The following is an 18792-nucleotide window of genomic DNA, read 5'->3' as shown; positions in this document are numbered from 1 at the left end:
AAATGCTGGCAGCAAATAAATTCGCGCGGCTACAACAGTCCGGCGAGGAAGCCGGCGGCCTGCGCCGGCGCCGGACCCTGCTCGTAATCGGTGTGTGCGAACGGATTGCGTCCCCGCGAGCAGATCGGGTCGCCGTCGTTGCACAAGTCGACGCCCTTACCGGCGAACGGCCCGCCGGCCGAGGTGATGGGGATGCTGAATTTGGTGGACGGATTACCGAAGACCGCCAGCCCGGCGACGCGGTTGGCCAGGTTGCCCGGCAGCGGTGGCGCCGAGCCGATGTCACCGACCTTGTTGCCCAGCGGCGGAATGCCGACCAACATGTCCACCACCGCGGCGCCCTGCGAGTAGCCGCCCAGGACGAATTTGGTCGCCGGGCAGGCCGCGGCCATGGTGGCGATGTGGTTGGTCGCGTCCGTGGCGCCGTCAGCGGCCCCCAGGAAGTCGTAGGTCGCCGGGTAGTTCACCGCATAGGCGCCTACCGAGCGTCCACCGAGTTGGCCCTGCAGATTGTCGACGAGGGCTTGTCCGACGCGGCCGATGCCCGCCGGCTCGCTGGTCCCGCGGGCGAAGACCACTTCGACGTCCGGGCACGGCTCGGCCTGGGCTGCCGGGGCGACGACGATCGGCGGCAGGATCGCCAGCGCCGCGATCGAGGCAACACCGAGTTTGCGGCGTGGTGTCAGGGTCGGCCTGGCCATGCTGATGAGAACCCCTTCGTCGCGAGCATTCGGCTAATAGTCACACACCCGGCTGGGAGGCCCAAACCGTTTGTGATCTAGAGCAGACCGGCGACGAACGAGGCGGCCTGAGCCGCCGACCCGTCGCTGTTGTAGATGCGGTGGGCCTGGACGTCGTCGCCGCTGCTGCAGATCGGGTCACCGGCATTGCACAGGTCGATGGCCCGGCTGCCGTAGACGGCGCTGCTGGTCAGGGGCAGGCCGACTCGTGTGGTGGGGTTGCCGAAGACGGCCAGCGCGGCGACGTGGTCCGGCACGTTCGGCGGCAACGGGTTGTTGAAGCCGACCGCCGGGAAGGGGACCGAGGTGATGATGTCGATGATCGCCGCGCCCTGCGAATACCCGCCGAGCACCAACCGCGTATTCGGGCAGTCGTTGACCACACCCTGGATGAACGCACTCGCGTCGTTGGCGCCGCCGGCGGCCGCCAGGAAGTCGTAACTGGCGGGATAGTTCACGGCGTAGACGCCCATTGAGCGGTTGCCGATCTTGGGTCGCAGCGCGTTGACGAATGCCTGCCCGACCCGGCCGATACCCGGCGGCTCGTCGGTGCCGCGGGCGAACACCACCTGCACGTCATTGCACGCGGCCGCCGCTGTCGGCACGGCAGCCGGGCTGACCAGCGCGAACATCGCGGTGAGGACGGCAGCGGCGGCGGCCAGGAGGAAACGCTTCGGCGCAGCGGTTGATGTCACATCTGGATGTTACAGATGAGAGCGGAGTTTCATTCCCGACGTTTGCTTGCGCGCCGCGGAAATCAGCTCCGCGCGGCCGCTTCCTCGATCGGTCCCGCATCGGGCCACGTCGCTGCGGTGACAGCGGCGCTGCGGTCACCCTGGCGGGCCAGAGCCAGGCCCAGCAGCACCACCACACCGCCGACGGCCTGCACTGCGGTCACGGCCTCACCCAGCAACACCCACGCCGACAGCACGGCGAACAGCACCTCGCCGAGGCCGACCAGAGAGGCGAAACTCGGGCGCAACCGCGCCACTCCACTGATGCCCAGCGTGTAGGCGATCGCGGTGGCCACCACGGCCAGCATCACCACCGGAACCCACCAGGGCACCGTCAGTCCGGCGACGACCGCGTTGTTGGCGGTGAAGATCAGCGGCATCACGCCGGTCAGGCCGAGCAGCACCACTGCGATCGTGCCGACCACAAGCCCGCCGGCGGCCAGGGTGATCGAGTTCAATCCGCCGCCGTCGGCGCTGACCTCATCGGACATCATGAAGTAGCAGGCTGCGCAGATCGCCGCACCCAAACCCCACAGAACGCCGGCCGTGTTGATGTGCGCACCTTCGAAGACGTTGAGTACCAACATGATTCCGGCAACGGCGAGTGCCACTCCGGCCAGCGTCATGGCGCGGGGGCGGCGCCGGGTGGTTCCCCAGATCCAGCCGACGACGAGGATGGGCGCGGTGTATTCGAGCAGCAGCGCCACACCGACCGACAGATGAGAGACGGCGTTGTAGTAGCAGAGTTGGGCCCCGGCGATCGGGACGAGCCCGTAGGCCACCACGACGCGGGCGTGCGCGCGGGCCTCGCGGACCCAGCCGGGCTTGACGATGGTGGCGAAGATCGCCATCACCAGCGCACCGCCGGCGAGCCGGGCGGTGACCGCGGCGGTCGGCGACCAGCCGGCGCCCATCAGCGATTTGGCGAAGGGGCCGGACATGCCGAACGTGAATGCCGATCCGATGGCGAACATCAGCCCAAGCCGGAAGTGGTCGTGGGTGCGGACCAGCGTCGACATGAGGCACTCCCGGATGTAATGAGTAAAATAGATGTTGGTCATGACACTACGTCCGGAGGAAGTCATGAGTCAAATGCTTTTCAGTCATGACACTGAGCTCACGTTGCGTGCTGCCTGTGCGCTGATCAACACCGACCGCGTCGACGGTGAGCAACTGGGCGACCAGCCCGCCCTCGACCACTATTTGGACAGCCACGGCTGGACCGGACGGCGCGATCGCGACGACGCCGAGGTCTCGGCGGTCCACACGTTGCGGAACCGGCTGGGCCGGATCTGGGCGGCAGCCGCCGACGAGGAACGCGCGGTCGGTCAGATCAATGCGTTGCTGTCCGACACCCGCGCCTCCCCGTGGCTGACCCGTCACCCGGAGATGCCGGAGTGGCACCTGCACCTGGCGTCCATCCACGATCCGCTGGCCCAGCGGATGGGTGCCGAGATGGCGATGTCGCTGGCCGACCTGGTGCGTGCCGGTGAACTGCGCAGGCTCAAGATCTGTGCGGCCCCGGACTGCGATGCGGTGTTGATCGACCTGTCCCGCAACCGCTCCCGGATGTTCTGCGACACCGGCAACTGCGGCAATCGTCAGCACGTCGCCGCCTACCGGGAGCGTCGCTCGAAAGAGGGGGCTGTTGATGAGTGACACCGCCGCCTAAGAGGGTGTTCTAGCGTCACGCAGATGGTCGGCCCCCCACGTCGAGTTCAGCTGAGTGCACAGCGATTCCTCTTGCGCCGCTTGGAGTATGCGGTCCTGGCGCGGCAGATGCCGGCCTGGCACGACCCCCTTCGCGCCCGCAAGCTCTCGCTCCTGGTCGGCTGCGGTGTTGCGGGGGTTGCCGTGGTCCTCGACACGATCCTGGGATCGACGGCCCGCGGTGTCATCCCCGGCGATGCGACGGTGGTGATGGTGCGAGGGTCCGGCGCCCTGTTCGTCAGGATCGACGACCGTCTGCGCCCGGTGGCGAACCTGACGTCGGCCCGCTTGATTCTGGGTTCACCGGCCACACCGCGACTGGTCGACGACGCCGCACTCGGCGATACGGCTACCGGTCCGATCCTGGGGATCCCCGGCGCGCCTGCGTCGTTCGGGCGCGTGATGGCGCCCCGCGACGTGAGATGGGCGGTGTGCGACGACGTCGAGGGGAAGACCACCGTCGCCGTCGGCGACGACGCCATACCGCCCGACCTGGACCGGCGCACCGCCGTCCTCGCCACAGTGGCGCACGGTGACGGATCGGCCTACCTGCTGTACGACGGCACGCGCGCCATGCTCGATCCCGGCGACCCGGCCACCGCGCGCGCCTTGCGGATCACCGAGGCGGCGCTGCGCACGGTGTCCTCGACCGTGCTCAACACGATCCCCGAAGTACCGGCGATCAGTGCACCCCGGATCGCCGGAATGGGACAACCGTCCGGGGTGACCGGAATCGCGGTCGGAACCGTCCTGCGCGTCGCGCGGACCGGGTCACCCGAGTACTACGTCGCGCTGCCGGGTGGCCTTCAGCGCATCGGCCGGCTGGCCGCCGAACTCATCCGGTTCAGGGACCCGGCCGCGCAGGCCGAGATCACCGAGGTGCCGCCGGAGCTGATTGCGCGCAGCCCGCTCGTCGACACCCTGCCGGTCGGTGGGTATCCCGATGAGCCGCCCGCACTGCTCGGTGCCGGCGACGACGTCTGTGCGACATGGATATCCGGACACAGAGGTGTCGCCGTCGCAGCACACCCCGGCGATCGTCCCGGCGCGGTCGACCTGGCCGGATCCGACGGGGACGGACCCGCCGTCGACAGTGTGCGGATGATCCCCGGCGCCAGCGTGGATGTCACCGGTGGGCCGGGAACAGGACGCTACCTCGTCACGAGCGCGGGAGTGCGCTTCCCCGTTGATGATTCGGCGACAGCCGCCCTCGGGCTCAGTGGCGTTCCCGCCACTGCGCCTTGGTCGATCGTCGGCGTGCTTCCCGCCGGTCCGCACTTGGGCCGGGACGCCGCCCTAGTCGGCCGGGACGTCCTCGGTGCGGCGCCGTAGCCGCACCGACGCCGCCACCACGCCGGCCACACACAGCGCCGCCGCACTTCCCACGAGTGCGTAGCGGTGCCTCTTCTCGGGCTGCGTCGGTGGTGGCGCCGAAGACCGCGTTGTCTGGTGCGGCAGCGGCTCGCTGGTGTGATCGCTGAGCGCAGCCAGAGGATCGATGACACCGTTGCCCACCGCGGCGTTCCACCCTTGCGCGGGATGATGCGCGGTGCCTTCGATGCGCGCCATCACCTGGCGGGCCGAGAGCCGCGGAAAGCGGGACCGCACCAGGGCCACCACGCCGGAGACCACTGGCGCGGCGTAGCTCGTGCCCGACATCGACGCCTGTCCCGCCGGCGTCGGTAGGGCGTTGATGACGCCGTCGCCGTCGGGATCCAGCGACACGACATTCTCGCCGGGGGCCGCGACGTCGACCCACGGGCCGTTGAGGCTGAATTCCGATGGCGCGCCGTCGGAGCCCACCGAGCCGACTGTCAGGACATAGTCGTCGTACCACGCCGGGCTCGCGATCACACTGGGCTGTGCCGTGGTGTTCTGGCCGGGGCACTGGCCGTCGCCGCCGACATTTCCCGCAGCGACCACCACCACGGAATCCTTGACATCGACTGCGTACGACAGTGCCGCCCCCAGCGCACGGTCGTCCAGACTCGACTCGGCGCAGGCCACCGACGAGATGTTGATCACCGACGCGCCCATGTCCGCGGCCGTCCGCACCGCCATGGCCAGCGTGCTCACATCGCCGAAGCCGTGCTCACCGGGATCAGCCAATGGCCCGAAATTGTTGCTGGACTGACGAATTCCTATCAGGGTGACCTCCGGAGCGATCCCGGAGAACCCCGTCCCATCAGTCTGATCTGGGGCAGCCGCGATGATGCCCGCGACGACGGTCCCATGTCCGTCGCAGTCCTGTCTGCCGTCGCCGGTCGACACGTAGTCGCCGCCTGCGACGACATCGGGCAACCGGCGATGCGCGGCGATCCCGGTGTCGATCACCGCGACGCGCTGACCTGCTCCCCGGGTGAGCCGCCACATCGCCGCCACGTCGACACCGGCGAACTGCGGCGCCGGTGCGCCGGACTCGGTGGGAAGCGGCACGGTGCAGGGCCGGCGTTGTTCGGTCGGCTGGGGTGGGGCAGCGGGAGCCGCCGGCGGCAGCAGCGAATTGTCGATCGGCGGCGGGATCACCGCGAACGCGATTGGCGCACAGTGCATCACCGTGAGAAGCGCCGCCGCGACGGCGGATGCGATCCGCGCGGTGGGCCTCACCAGGCCGAACCGATCTGAGCGAGCCCACTGAACATGCCTGCTGCCGCGCACGCGCCGGGTACGACCGCGGCGCCGAGCATCAGCTCCACGGTCGAGACCACCCGGCGAACCGCCGGGGCGATGGGGACCGGTCCGCGGTGCGTGACCCATACCGCCCCGGCGGCGATGAGCGCGCAGACCCCGCACAGCCAGGGGATGCTCTGCGGTGCGGCGACGGCGCACAAGACGCCGAGCGCGGTCACGGTGATTGCGGACGAAATGCTGTGCGCGACAATCCGGTATCGGGTGTGCTCTCGGACGGTCCGGAGAATCAGCAGTGTGGCAATGATCGCGAGGAAGATCGCCGCGGGAAGGAGATGCGAGGTGGTCATCGCCGTGACCGCCGCGCCGAGAGCCGTCGCAGCTGCTGCCGTCGCCGCGATCAGCGTCAGCCGGTGATGAGCCCGTCGTGCCAGGGCGTCGAGGTCGGTGTCGGCGAGGCGGGCGCTGGCCAGCCCGGAACTGTGGATCGACAATCGCGCCGACGCCGCCAACGCGGCCACTGACCCACATGCCAGCATCGGCCCGCAGGTGTCAGCCGGCCAGCACCCCGCCACCGCCCCCATCGTCGTCATCGATGCCGCCATCGCAACAGCGGCCAGCGGAAGGAAAACCTCAGTCACACAACCCAACAGGCGCCAGGCCAGCAGCGAGGCCGACGCGATCGCGGCCATCGCGACCACGAACGTCGGCATCGCCGGCGGACCCAGCGGAAGTAGGGCTGCGGTCAGACCCGCGAGGACGACAGCCAGGACGCCGAGGCCCGCCACCGTCACCTGGCCGGTTGTTGTCCGGTGCACGATGACCGCACCGGACATCGCGAGAAGCGCTGCGGCCGCAGCGACTACGGGATGACGGCTTGCAGTCGGGTCCGCGATCGCACGGCCCAGCAACACCAGCAGTGCCACGGCCGACCATCCCAGCACGCCGTGACCGACGCCGCGTCGGATGAGCCGGCACGTCGGTTCCGGCAGCGCCGCAATAGCATCGGCTACGATGCCGCCCACATCGAACCGGGTGATGGGCGCCGGCGGCTCCGCGGTGGTCAGGATCAGAAGTTCACCGTTATGGACGGCGGATTGCACGAGGGTCCTCTCCGGGTCGAGCCGTTGTCCGCACACGCGGATGAGATGCAGATCGGTGCCGCTGAACTCCGCCGCGCCGATCACGTCGACCACGGCGGGTATCAGCTCGGCGATCGGGATGCCGGCGGGCAGGCTGACGTCTGCTTCCCGGTCGGCGATACGGATCGACACCTGGCAGGTCTGGTCGGTGGCAGCCATGACAGCGGACGGTAGTGATCTCGCGGTGGTGTCGAACTCCGCTGTCCACAGGTGAATTGCCGGTCCGCGCCGACGGTGTCTACCGTCCGTACATGAATCGGGCTTGCCGGTCGGCGATCGACTTCCCGACCGACGATGTGGTCATCGGTGAGTTGCCCCGTGTCGAGCAGACGTCGGCCCTGTCGCGGTTCGTGCCGTTGGTCGCGGTCGGTGCGGTGGTCGCCGTCGGTGCCGTGATGTGGGGGTCGGGAGTTGCCTCGCACGGACCGACGACGGTGATGCTGCCGGCCATGATGGTGCTGTCGGCGGTCGGAATGGCGCTGCAGGCCGGGGCCGGGCGATCAGGCCGCGGGGTGGATCACCAACGCAGACGCTATCTGAATCATCTCGACCGGCTCAGCGAGCAGTTGCGGGACACGTCGCAGCGCCAACGCTCTGCACTGCAGCAGCGACATCCGGAGCCGGCCGCGCTGTGGACGCTGGTCGGTAGCCCACAGCTGTGGGAGCGCAGCGATCAGGACCCGGACTTCTGCCACGTCCGTGTCGGTGTCGGCCGACACCGGCTGGCGCGCCGGATGGTCGTTCCGCCGGTCGGCTCGGTGGACGAGCTGGACCCGGTGACCGCCGGTGCGTTGTGGCGCTTCGTGCACCACCACGCGACGGTCGACGATATGCCCGTCACGGTCGTGCTGCCCAAAGTTGGTGTGTTGGTCGTCGAAGGGGATCCGTCGAGTGCGCGTGCCCTGGTGCGTGCGATGCTCTGCCAGCTGGCCGTGTTCCACAGCCCGGCAAACCTGGTGATCACAGCCGATGTCACCGCAGAGCACCGGCAGCAGTGGGACTGGTTGAAGTGGCTGCCGCACAACGATAGTCGCGGACTTTGGGGCGGGTATCGGATCGTCGTCGTCGACGGAGCGGATCACCGAACGCACGCCGGGCCCGGCACCACCGTCATCGCCGTCGCGCAGGTGGAACACGATTCAGAACCGCGGCGCCTGCGGGTCGACGGGGACCGCCTCGCGGTGCGCAGCGGTGCGGGCATCGACGAGTTCGCCACCGCCGACACCATGACGATCATGCAGGCGCGGACGTGTGCCCGCCGATTGGCGCGGTACCGCCACCAGGACAGCGGGTTCGGCGTGAGTTGCCCGGAGTCGGAGGCTCTCTGGCCGCCGCTACCCTCGTCCGAGCAACTCCGGGTTGAGCTCGGTGCGGGGGTGAGCGGCGAAGCGGTCGTTCTCGACATCAAGGAGCCGGCCGACGGTGGCCACGGTCCGCACGGGCTGTGTGTGGGTGCGACGGGTTCGGGAAAATCCGAACTGTTGCGCACGATCGCTGCCGGGATCGTCGCCAGGCACTCGCCGGACGACGTCAACCTCGTGCTCATCGACTTCAAAGGCGGCGCGACGTTTCTCGGTCTGGAGGGTCTGCATCACGTCGCCGCGGTCATCACCAATCTTGCCGACGCCGCGCCGATGGTGGCGCGCGCGAAGGCCGCGCTCGGCGGCGAGGTGCACCGCCGTCAGGAGCTCCTACGGCGGGCAGGCAATGCGGTCAACCTCGCCGCCTACCGGCGGCGTCGAGGCGCAGACCCCGGGCTGCCCGCGCTGCCGACGCTGCTCGTCATCGTCGACGAGTTCGCCGAATTGCTGACTCATCAGCCCGATTTCGTCGATCTTTTCGCGATGATCGGACGGGTCGGACGCTCACTCGGAGTACATCTGTTGCTGGCGAGTCAGCGCCTGGACGAGGGGCGCCTGCGCGGTCTCGAATCGCATCTGTCCTATCGCATCTGTCTCAAGACAGCGACGGCCGCGGAATCGCGGGCGGTACTGGGTGTCACGGACGCTGCCGAGCTGGCGGCCACCCCGGGCGCCGCACTGCTGCGGACCGCCGACGGGCGGCTGGTGCGATTTCAGGCGGCCTATCTCGGGGGCGCGGCCCCGGCGAGTGTCACACCAGCGAAAGTCGCCACCGTGGCGGTGTTCGCCCGGGAATCCGCCTCGCCGCCGGCGACCGTCGAAGCCGCCGGGCCGTATCGAACCGTGTTCGATGCGATCGTCGACCGGTTCAGCGGCACCGGAACGCCGGCGCACCAGATGTGGCTCCCACCGCTCACCAGATCGGTGAACCTCGCTGACCTGCCACCCGGTGCGAGGCCCGATCGTGCGGTGGCGATCGGGGTGATCGACCTGCCGTTCGAGCAGCGACAGGCACCCATGACCGTCGACCTCACCGGTGCCCTCGGCAACGTTGCGGTGGTCGGAACTGCACAAAGCGGAAAGTCCACCACGGTGCGGTCGCTGATCACCGCGATGTCCGCCCGGCACGACGCGCGGAAAGTCCAGTTCTACTGCATCGACTTCGGCGGCGGCACCCTCGATTCACTGCGAGGGTTACCGCACGTGGGATCGGTCGCGGGCCGGGGCGAGACCGAGTTGGTGCACCGGACGATCAGCCACGTCGGCGCCGTCCTGTCCGCTCGCGAGAACCACGACGATGTCGACCCGTACGGTGAGGTCTTCCTCGTCGTGGACGGTTGGTCGAGCGTGCGGGAGGAGTGTCCCGATCTCGAGGCGGCGATCGCCGGCATCGCCTCCCGCGGTCTGTCGTTCGGCATCCACCTGATCCTGACCGCCGGTCGGTGGGCCGACATCCGGCCCGCGCTCAAGGACCAGATCGGTACCAGAATCGAACTGCGGCTGGGGGATCCGATCGACTCCGAGATGGATCGCAAGCAGGCGGCGCTCGTTCCGATCGACGTCCCGGGGCGCGGCATCACCCGCGACGGCAACCACTTCCTGATCGCCGTCCCGGACGGCGCAGACATTCTCTGCGACGGGTCGTGGCAGGCGCCGCCGGTGCGACTGCTGCCCGGACACATCGATCACTCCGCGGTCGTCGAGATGGCACCCGGCGACGTGGATGGTGTTCTGCTCGGCCTGGGTGAAGACCAGTTCGCCCCGGTGGCAGTCGACTTCCGTCGCCTGGCGCACCTGCTGGTCCTCGGCGACCAGGAATGCGGGAAGACCTCGGCACTGCGGACGCTGTGCCGCGAGATACTGCGCGTTGCGACAACGCAACCCGCGCTGCTGTTCGTCGTCGACTACCGCCGTGGACTGCTCGATGTCGCCGATGCCGATCACGTGCTCGACTACGTGTTCTCCGAACACGGCCTCGCGCAACGACTTCCCGGACTGATCGCGTTGCTGCAGAACAGACTGCCCACCGCCGACACCACGATCGAACAGCTCAGGGCGAGATCGTGGTGGACCGGACCGGAGATCTATGTCGTGGTCGACGACTACGACGTGGTCGCCGCCACCTCGCCGGAAGCGCTGAGTCCGCTGGTCGCACTGCTGCCGCACGCCGCTGACATCGGGCTGCGCATGGTCATCGCACGACGCTGCGCCGGATCTGCGCGGGCGATGTTCGAACCCCTGCTGGCGCACGTCCGGGACAGCGGGTGCGGCGCGATGCTGATGAGCGGCAGCTCCGACGAGGGCCCGCTGATCGGCCACCACCGCGCGACCCAGCGCCCGCCCGGACGCGGACTGCTGGTGACCCGGGCCGGCGCCGAGCTGGTCCAGGTCGGCTGGAGCCCACCGTGACAGTGCTGGAAGTCGGTCCCGCAGTGGTCACTCGGCTGACGCCCCACCCGCAGCGCACGGGAGACCCGGAGATGGTGACGGCTGCCCTGGCCGGCATCGACGACACGGTGGTGCTGTTTCGCGAACGGCCGGTCGCCGTTGCCGATCTGTGGCGGACGATCTTCGCCGACTGTGTCGAGGAGCGCTGCGAGACACTGACTGTCGTGCACCCGTCGTGGTGGACACCCCACCGGGTCTCGCGACTCGTCGATGCTGCGGCAGCGGTCGCCACCGAGGTTCTCGCGCAGCCCAGGTCCGCGGTGCTCGCCGAGACGATCGAGGAACCCACTCCCGCGACGGCGGCGCCAGGACCCGTCCCGCGGCGACCGTGGCGGGCAGCGGCGGCTGTGGCGGCCGGCGTGGCGTTGACTCTGTGCGTGGTGGGAGTGGCCGCGGTCGGCACCCCGGCGGTACCGACTCCCAGAGGCATCTACATCGTCGAAGGCCGCGTCACAGTGCGGATCCCACCGGATTGGGTGATCACCCGCGTCACGGCAGGCCCTGGTTCGCGCCGCGTTCAGGCCAGCTCGCCAACCGATTCGAACACGGCCCTGCACGTCACCCAATCCTATTCTCCTGAAGAGACTTTGGATCAGACCGCCGCGACCCTGCGCCAGGCGATCGACGAGCAGCCCCGCGGTGTGTTCGTCGACTTCAACCCCGCGGACCGGCGTGGCGGGCGCCCAGCGGTCACCTACCGGGAAGTCCGCATCGCCCGCGAGATCCGTTGGGCGGTGGTACTCGACGGGTCGACGCGCATCAGCATCGGCTGCGAGTCTGCGCAGGGCCGGCCCGATTCGATCGCCGAGCCCTGCGATGAAGCCGTTGAATCCGCTCATGAATTCGGTGGAACCGCAGACGGCTCATGAGCGTCGAAACCATTGTAAGCCTGCGTAACTCGACCGGAAGGACCACACGTGACGACTTTGAGCACCGACTTCGACCTGATGCGCTCGGTCGCTGCGGCTGCCGACACCCGCAACGACGAGATACGGGTTTTGTTGCACGGCTTCATCACCCGGATGGAATCTGTGCCACCCACAGTGTGGGGTGGATTGGCTGCCGCGCGATTCCAGACTGTCGTCGCGCACTGGAACAACGAGTCCACCAAGCTGTCGCAGGCATTGGCCGGGATCGCGGACACGATCAGAAACAACGAACACCAGCTGCGTGAGGCCGCTCAACTGCATGCCCAGCGCATCGCCGCCGTGACCGCACACCTCTAGACAAGGAGCACCTCCGTGGACCCCGTCCTCTCTTACGATTTCGCCGAGATCGACGCGGCGGTACTCGCCGACATCCAGCGCACGTCGGCGCGACTCGGCGCGGCCTTGGACGATCTGAGTCGTCAGATCGCTCCGCTCCAACAGGTCTGGACCCGGGACGCGGCGGCGGCCTATCAGGCCGAACAGGCCCAGTGGCAGCAATCAGCGTCGGCACTGCGCGACATCCTGGTCCGACTGGGCGTTGCCGTGCGTGACGGTGCAGCGGACGTGGCCGATGCCGACCGTCGCGCCGCCGGGGTGTGGGGCTGACGGCGTCCCTCGATCTCTGTGCGGCCCCCGCGGAGGAGAGCCAACGGGGCCGCACAGTCATCTCGACCCGATCGCATCCGATGCCCACATGCCGGTCGAGATCTGGCGTATCGTGGCCGCACGCGCGCCGGTCTCCGGTGACCGCACGCAGGAGTGTGATCGCCGATGGGCATATCCAGAACGACGCGAACCGGGGCCGGTGGCGCCCGGCCGTCGGCGCTGCTGCGCGCGGTCCACGAGCTGTTCGTCGCCGGTGAGGTCGATGCCAGCTACCTGGAATCGAGCGCGCTGCGACCGATCGTCGCCAAGAGTTGGCAACGCAGCCTGGCCAAGGGCGTCGACCCGGACGGCGCAGCCCAGCCCTCCCCGGTCGGCGAGAAATTGGCCCGGCTGCGCGAGGCGCATCCGCTGGCACCCGCACTGCCGGTGATCCGCCGGCTGCTCGTCGACGATGCCGCCGGGTCCGGGGTGGTCGTCGCCGTGAGCGGTGCCGACGGCACGCTGCTGTGGGTGGAGGGTGACCCCAACGCCTGCCGGCGTGCGGAGGCCATGAACTTTGTGCCCGGGGCGGACTGGAGTGAGCGCGGCGCGGGGACCAACGCGCCCGGTACCGCGCTCGCGGTGGACGCTGAGCTGCAGATTCACGGTTCCGAGCACTTCTCCCGCGTCGTGCAACCGTGGAGCTGCACGGCGGTCCCTGTGCACGACCCCGCCACCGGTGCCCTGCTCGGCGCACTGGACCTGACCGGCGGATCGCGGGTCGCCACGCCGCAGGCCCTGGCGCTGGTGCGCGCCACCGTCGTCGCCGTCGAAACGCACCTGGCGCTGCTGCGGCTGACCGGTGGACCCGTCGAGGCCGCGCAGCCACGGCCGCGGCTGGCCGTGCTCGGTTCCGAACGCCCGCGCTGGCTGGTCACCGACGAGTTCGGGCACCTGCGTGCCACCACGCTGACCGGGAGGCACGCCGACATCCTGGTGCTGCTGAGCCGTCACCCCGAGGGGCTGAGCGCCGACCACCTGGCGATGCTGCTCGACGACAAGGACCTGGACGTCGTGACGGTGCGTGCCGAGATGTCGCGGCTGCGCAAGGTTGTCGGCGCCGATGCCATCGAGTCGCGGCCGTATCGGCTGATGGTGCCGATCACCACCGACATCGGTGAGGTGTATGAGGCGCTCGATGCCGGGGACGTGACCGGCGCGCTCGATCGGTATCCGGGACCGCTTCTGCCGCAGTCCATCTCACCGGCAGTCGGGAGATTGCGCACAGAGTTGGCGATGACGTTGCGGGGCGCTGTGTTGTCCACCGGCGACCCCGCGGTGCTGCGCCGTTGGCTGGACAGCCCGGATGGGCGCGACGACCGCGACGGGTGGCGCGCGTTGCACGACGGGACGCTGCCGGGCTCGGTGCAGCAGGCCCAAGCCCGCGGCAAGCTGGCCGGACTGGACTTCGACCTGGCCTGAGCCGCGCCTGCAACGGTGCGCAACTCAGTGCAACCGTGCTGCAACCCCGCACTGCCTACCTTCAGTGACGACCGACACATTTCGTCGTCTTGACCAGGTAGGAGAACACCATGACCGTATACGCGAGGCCCGGTACAGAGGGCTCGCTGATGTCCTTTGCGGCCCGCTACGAGAACTTCATCGGTGGTGAGTGGACGGCGCCGGTGGGTGGCCAGTACTTCGAGAACCGCACGCCGGTGACCGGTGAGGTGTTCTGCGAGGTGGCGCGGTCCACCGATGCCGATATAGAGAAGGCGTTGGACGCCGCCCACGCCGCCGCACCCGGCTGGGGGAAGACCTCCGCAGCCGAACGGGCCCTGGTCCTGAACAAGATCGCCGACCGCATCGAGGCGAACCTGGAGTCGATCGCGCTGGCCGAGTCATGGGACAACGGCAAGCCGATCCGGGAAACCCTCAACGCCGATATTCCGTTGGCGGTGGACCACTTCCGCTATTACGCCGGGGCGATCCGCGCCCAGGAAGGCTCACTGAGTCAGATCGACGAGGACACCGTCGCCTACCACTTCCACGAGCCGCTCGGTGTGGTCGGGCAGATCATCCCGTGGAACTTCCCGATCCTGATGGCGGTGTGGAAGTTGGCGCCGGCGCTGGCCGCGGGCAACGCGATTGTGCTCAAGCCCGCCGAGCAGACCCCGGCCTCGGTGCTCTATCTCGTCTCGCTCATCAGTGATCTTCTCCCCGCCGGAGTCCTCAACGTAGTCAACGGATTTGGCGTTGAGGCCGGCAAGCCGCTGGCGTCGAGCAACCGGATCGCCAAGATCGCGTTCACCGGCGAGACCACCACCGGCCGGTTGATCATGCAGTACGCCTCCCAGAACCTGATCCCGGTCACCCTCGAACTCGGCGGCAAGAGCCCCAACATCTTCTTCTCCGACGTACTCGCCGCCAACGACGACTACCAGGACAAGGCGTTGGAGGGCTTCACGATGTTTGCCCTCAACCAGGGCGAAGTCTGCACCTGCCCGTCCCGCAGCCTGATCCAAGCCGACATCTACGACGAGTTCCTCGCCATGGCCGCGATCCGCACCAAAGCGGTCCGTCAGGGCGATCCACTGGACACCGAAACCATGATCGGCGCGCAGGCCTCCAACGACCAGCTCGAGAAGATCCTGTCCTACATCGAGATCGGCAAAAGCGAAGGTGCCCAGATCGTCACCGGCGGGGAGCGCGCCGCCCTCGGTGGCGACCTCAACGGCGGCTACTACGTGCAGCCGACGATCTTCACCGGTGACAACGCGATGCGAGTCTTCCAGGAAGAGATCTTCGGACCCGTCGTCGCCGTCACGTCCTTCACCGACTACGACGACGCCATCCGCATCGCCAACGACACCCTCTACGGCCTCGGCGCCGGAGTCTGGAGTCGCAACGGCAACACCGCCTACCGCGCCGGCCGCGACATCAAAGCCGGACGCGTCTGGACCAACTGCTACCACCAATACCCCGCTCACGCGGCGTTCGGCGGCTACAAGCAGTCCGGCATCGGACGGGAAAACCATCTGATGATGCTCGACCACTACCAGCAGACGAAAAACCTCCTCGTCTCCTACTCCAACAAAGCCCAAGGCTTCTTCTGAGCGCTTGCGCGAAGAAGCGAAGACACCGCTGAGAACGCCACCACCCCAAAGGAAATGACCATGACACAGACACTTGGCGCACCCGCCGCATCGACCGACACCGACACCATGCGCGCTGCAGTCGTCACCGAATTCGGTGCACCACTGCACGTCGCCGACCTCGACTTGCCCACTCCCGGCCCCGGGGAAGCGCTGGTCAAACTGGAGACATCCGGGGTCTGCCACACCGATTTGCATGCCGCCCATGGTGATTGGCCGGTCAAACCAGCACCGCCCTTCATCCCGGGCCACGAGGGTTACGGCACGGTCGTCGCGCTCGGCGAAGGCGTCACCGACCTGAAACTCGGTGACAAGGTCGGTAATGCGTGGCTGTGGTCGGCGTGCGGCAGTTGTGAATACTGCCGCACCGGCTGGGAGACGTTGTGCGAGAGCCAGCAGAACGGCGGCTACAGCGTCAACGGCAGCTTCGGTACCTACATGCTGGTGAATGCGGCGTACGCCGCCCGGATTCCGGATGGCATCGACCCGCTCGAGGTGGCACCGATCCTGTGCGCCGGCGTCACGGTCTACAAGGGCCTGAAGGTCACCGACACCCGGCCCGGCCAATGGGTCGCGATCTCCGGTATCGGCGGCCTGGGGCACATCGCTGTGCAGTACGCCCGTGCGATGGGCCTGCGCGTGGTCGCCGTCGATATCGACGACGCGAAACTCGCACTGGCCGAACGCCTCGGGGCCGAGGTGACTGTCAACGCCAGAACCTCCGACGTCGTCGACGAGGTACAGAAGGCCACCGGTGGTGTGCACGGCGTGCTCGTCACTGCAGTGCACCCGCAGGCGTTCGGCCAGGCGATCGGACTGACCCGGCGCGGTGGAACCATCGTCTTCAACGGCCTCCCGCCGGGTGACTTCCCCGCACCGATCTTCGACATCGTGTTGAAGGGCTTGACTATTCGCGGCTCGATCGTCGGCACTCGCCAGGACATGGCCGAGGCGCTCGACTTCTACGCGCGCGGGTTGATCCACCCCACCGTCGAAGCCGCCAAGCTCGACGACATCAACGAGGTGTTCGGCCGGATGGAGCGCGGCCAGATCGACGGCCGCGTCGTCATCGACTACCGCTGAGTCCCCAGCTGCCCGCGAACGGCCTCGATGCCGACCAGACGAATGTCGTCGCGTCGGATCGTGGCCCACCGCCCCGGCGTCATGGCGAAACCCACCATGGTGTCGGGGCGGTCGCGTCGGAGCTCCACGGTTCTGACGGTTTCGACATAGGGCAGCGAACGCGTGACCGCCAGCGACGCGGCGTTGTCATGCCAGGCTCGCGTGATCGCGAGATCGGCGTCGAATCCAGCGAAGATCAGATGCAGAGCCGCCTGGCGGACCTCCTTGCCGAGACCCCGGTCCTGATGAGCCAGGCCCAGCCAGGAGCCGGTGGTCAACCGGCGGTTGCCCGGAAAGTCCTCGGCGTGAACCGAACACATCCCGACCACCGATCCGTCGACCACCACCGCGAGGTCCAGGTTCCACCGTTGGACGGACGCCTCGGCGCGGTTGCGCCAGTAGTACTGCAGGCTGTTGCGCTCCAGCTCCGGCGAGGGCACATCGGTCCACGGCTCGGTGAACGGCATGGTCGCCGGATCGTGAATACCCTTGGCCGCCAACGTTGCCAACGCCGCGCCGAGCTCGTCGTCGATATAGCGCAGCGCGATGCGCGGTGTCACCACCTCGAGGTCGAACAGCGGCCAGATATGCGGCATGCCTGCGATCCGACCACAGGCGGTGTCGGCTCCGAAAGCGAATTACGGCAAGATGCCAGGAAATGAGCACACCTAACGGGCCTCAGTCGGTCTTCTGCGTCGGCAACACCGGAGTCAGTGAGGCCGGCATCTCGCTGGATCAACAGGTGAATTCGACGCTCGTCGACCACCGCGGTCTGCTGGAGATGCCCGCCTACGCGGTGATGGCCGAATCTGTCACCAGCGGCGCCTACTGGTACACGTTCGCCGAGCCGGTCGCCACAGTGCAGTCGTGGCTGGCGCTGACCGCCGGCGCCCGCCCCACGGTGGGGGACCGGCTGCACGCCGTCTCGGCCATGGCTCACCGCGACGACGCCCACGGCACCGCCACCATGACCATCACCAATGGCTCACATGAGGTCGTCTGCTCGGGCGTGGCCCGCGCCGTCCGGGTCGGCCGCAGCACCGAGGCGCTGCGTGCCCTCGACAAGGATGCGATCGCCGAACCCGTCGAGACACTGCCCACCCCGCCCGACATCGACACCGCAGTCTCGGCCATCGACCCGGACTGGGACGGCCGGCGCATCCTGACCGCGATCAGCCGCGGGGACATCGCCCGCGGACCCTTGAGCGAACTGCTCGCCATGACCGTCGAAAGCGCCGACGAGCCGATCCTGGCCATCGACCCGCAGCCATGGATGGCCAACCCGCTCGGCGCCATCCAGGGCGGGGTGATCGCCTCGATCATCGGGCAGGCCTGCTCGCTGGCCGGCCAGGCGCACACCGGCGCGGGCGATAGCTACACCCTGGCTGACCTGTCCGTTTACTACTTCCGGTCGCCGCCCGTCGACGGGCGGTCCCTCACATTGGCCACCACGACCGAGCGGGTCGGGCGCCGAATGGGGACGGTCTCGGCCACCATGACCGACGCTGCGGGTACCCCCTACGTCCGGGCTGTCGCCAACATCGCCTACGAGCGGGCATGAGCGTTTTGACCTGCCCCGATCGTCGCAGGTAAGCTGCCACGTTGGCGTGCGGTACGCCGCGGTTTCGCACCGCGGGTTAAGGCGGGTTCTCGGGTCAGTGTTGGTCGCCGAGGAACAATCCCGACCGTCGCGCTTCGACCGGCACCCGGGTCATACCGGGACTCACACCGGGGTGAAGACCCCAAACGAGAGAGGTAGCGCTGTGCCTACGTACACGCCGAAGGCGGGTGACACCACACGTTCGTGGTACGTCATCGACGCCACCGACGTGGTGCTCGGCCGGCTCGCCGTCGCGGCAGCAAACCTGTTGCGCGGCAAGCACAAGCCGACATTCACGCCGAATGTGGACGGTGGCGATTTCGTCATCGTCATCAACGCCGACAAGATCGCCGTCAGCGGCGACAAGCTCCAGTCCAAGATGGCCTACCGTCACTCGGGTTACCCCGGTGGCCTGCGGGCGCGCACCCTCGGCGACGAGATGGAAAAGCATGCCGATCGCGTGGTCGAGAAGGCCATCGTCGGGATGCTGCCGCACAACAAGCTGAGCCGGCAGATCCAGAAGAAGCTCAAGGTCTACGCGGGCCCGGATCATCCGCACGCCGCCCAGCAGCCGATTCCGTTCGAGATCAAGCAGGTGGCCCAGTGAGCGAAACGACAGACGTGACCGAGGTCGTGGA

The 18792-nt window shown here is 68.2% G+C and carries 17 protein-coding genes; 11 read left to right on the top strand and 6 right to left on the bottom strand.

Features of this window, described 5'->3' with window-relative positions; all coding sequences use genetic code 11:
- Positions 1 to 29 precede the first annotated feature (29 nt).
- The 3 genes from AB4879_RS18605 to AB4879_RS18595 form a co-directional block, all read right to left on the bottom strand.
- Positions 30 to 701 carry a cutinase family protein gene (locus tag AB4879_RS18605; protein WP_102808112.1) on the bottom strand — a complete coding sequence of 224 codons (672 nt, stop codon included), beginning with the start codon at positions 699 to 701 and terminating at the stop codon, positions 30 to 32.
- Positions 702 to 778: 77 nt separating this feature from the next.
- Complete coding sequence (locus AB4879_RS18600; protein ID WP_370508846.1) at positions 779 to 1372, bottom strand: cutinase family protein; 594 nt, start codon at positions 1370 to 1372, stop codon at positions 779 to 781.
- A 125-nt stretch (positions 1373 to 1497) separates the two neighbouring features.
- Positions 1498 to 2493: a DMT family transporter gene (locus AB4879_RS18595; protein WP_370508750.1), complete on the bottom strand. Its 996-nt coding sequence runs from the start codon at positions 2491 to 2493 to the stop codon at positions 1498 to 1500.
- 73 nt (positions 2494 to 2566) lie between these two features.
- Here AB4879_RS18595 and AB4879_RS18590 point away from each other — a divergent pair, with 73 nt between their 5' ends.
- Positions 2567 to 3133, top strand: a complete 567-nt coding sequence (locus AB4879_RS18590; protein ID WP_370508845.1) for a CGNR zinc finger domain-containing protein — start codon at positions 2567 to 2569, stop codon at positions 3131 to 3133.
- 36 nt (positions 3134 to 3169) lie between these two features.
- Positions 3170 to 4516 carry a type VII secretion protein EccB gene (gene eccB / locus AB4879_RS18585; protein ID WP_370508749.1) on the top strand — a complete coding sequence of 449 codons (1347 nt, stop codon included), beginning with the start codon at positions 3170 to 3172 and terminating at the stop codon, positions 4514 to 4516.
- On the opposite strand, the gene mycP is transcribed toward eccB, so the two are convergent.
- Complete coding sequence (gene mycP / locus AB4879_RS18580) at positions 4481 to 5737, bottom strand: type VII secretion-associated serine protease mycosin (protein WP_370508844.1); 1257 nt, start codon at positions 5735 to 5737, stop codon at positions 4481 to 4483. The genes eccB and mycP overlap by 36 nt on opposite strands.
- Positions 5738 to 5787: 50 nt before the next feature.
- Positions 5788 to 7113: an EsaB/YukD family protein gene (locus AB4879_RS18575; RefSeq protein WP_370508748.1), complete on the bottom strand. Its 1326-nt coding sequence runs from the start codon at positions 7111 to 7113 to the stop codon at positions 5788 to 5790.
- A 92-nt stretch (positions 7114 to 7205) separates the two neighbouring features.
- Here AB4879_RS18575 and eccCb point away from each other — a divergent pair, with 92 nt between their 5' ends.
- From eccCb to adhP, 7 genes are all read left to right on the top strand, one after another.
- Positions 7206 to 10724: a type VII secretion protein EccCb gene (gene eccCb / locus AB4879_RS18570; protein WP_370508747.1), complete on the top strand. Its 3519-nt coding sequence runs from the start codon at positions 7206 to 7208 to the stop codon at positions 10722 to 10724.
- A complete protein-coding gene (locus AB4879_RS18565; protein WP_370508746.1) occupies positions 10721 to 11632 on the top strand; it encodes a type VII secretion-associated protein in 912 nt (303 codons plus the stop codon). The genes eccCb and AB4879_RS18565 overlap by 4 nt, the downstream gene beginning before the upstream one ends.
- Positions 11633 to 11680: 48 nt before the next feature.
- Positions 11681 to 11989, top strand: a complete 309-nt coding sequence (locus AB4879_RS18560) for a WXG100 family type VII secretion target (RefSeq protein WP_102808116.1) — start codon at positions 11681 to 11683, stop codon at positions 11987 to 11989.
- 15 nt (positions 11990 to 12004) lie between these two features.
- Positions 12005 to 12298 (top strand): WXG100 family type VII secretion target, encoded by a 294-nt coding sequence (locus tag AB4879_RS18555; RefSeq protein WP_370508745.1) that lies wholly within the window; start codon positions 12005 to 12007, stop codon positions 12296 to 12298.
- A gap of 165 nt (positions 12299 to 12463) precedes the next feature.
- On the top strand, positions 12464 to 13759 hold the full coding sequence (locus AB4879_RS18550; protein WP_370508744.1) for a GAF domain-containing protein: 1296 nt from the start codon (positions 12464 to 12466) through the stop codon (positions 13757 to 13759).
- A 110-nt stretch (positions 13760 to 13869) separates the two neighbouring features.
- A complete protein-coding gene (locus AB4879_RS18545) occupies positions 13870 to 15393 on the top strand; it encodes an aldehyde dehydrogenase family protein (RefSeq protein ID WP_370508743.1) in 1524 nt (507 codons plus the stop codon).
- A 60-nt stretch (positions 15394 to 15453) separates the two neighbouring features.
- Positions 15454 to 16515: an alcohol dehydrogenase AdhP gene (adhP, locus tag AB4879_RS18540; protein WP_370508742.1), complete on the top strand. Its 1062-nt coding sequence runs from the start codon at positions 15454 to 15456 to the stop codon at positions 16513 to 16515.
- Here adhP and AB4879_RS18535 read toward each other — a convergent pair.
- Complete coding sequence (locus AB4879_RS18535) at positions 16506 to 17150, bottom strand: GNAT family N-acetyltransferase (RefSeq protein ID WP_370508741.1); 645 nt, start codon at positions 17148 to 17150, stop codon at positions 16506 to 16508. The genes adhP and AB4879_RS18535 overlap by 10 nt on opposite strands.
- A gap of 62 nt (positions 17151 to 17212) precedes the next feature.
- Here AB4879_RS18535 and AB4879_RS18530 point away from each other — a divergent pair, with 62 nt between their 5' ends.
- Positions 17213 to 18115, top strand: a complete 903-nt coding sequence (locus tag AB4879_RS18530; RefSeq protein ID WP_370508740.1) for a PaaI family thioesterase — start codon at positions 17213 to 17215, stop codon at positions 18113 to 18115.
- 202 nt (positions 18116 to 18317) lie between these two features.
- On the top strand, positions 18318 to 18761 hold the full coding sequence (gene rplM / locus AB4879_RS18525; protein WP_036340754.1) for a 50S ribosomal protein L13: 444 nt from the start codon (positions 18318 to 18320) through the stop codon (positions 18759 to 18761).
- Positions 18762 to 18792 lie beyond the last annotated feature (31 nt).

Origin of the sequence: Mycobacterium sp. SA01, assembly GCF_041287105.1 — a bacterium.
Taxonomy (GTDB): Bacteria; Actinomycetota; Actinomycetes; order Mycobacteriales; family Mycobacteriaceae; genus Mycobacterium.
This window is presented reverse-complemented; position numbering and strand designations above follow the sequence as displayed.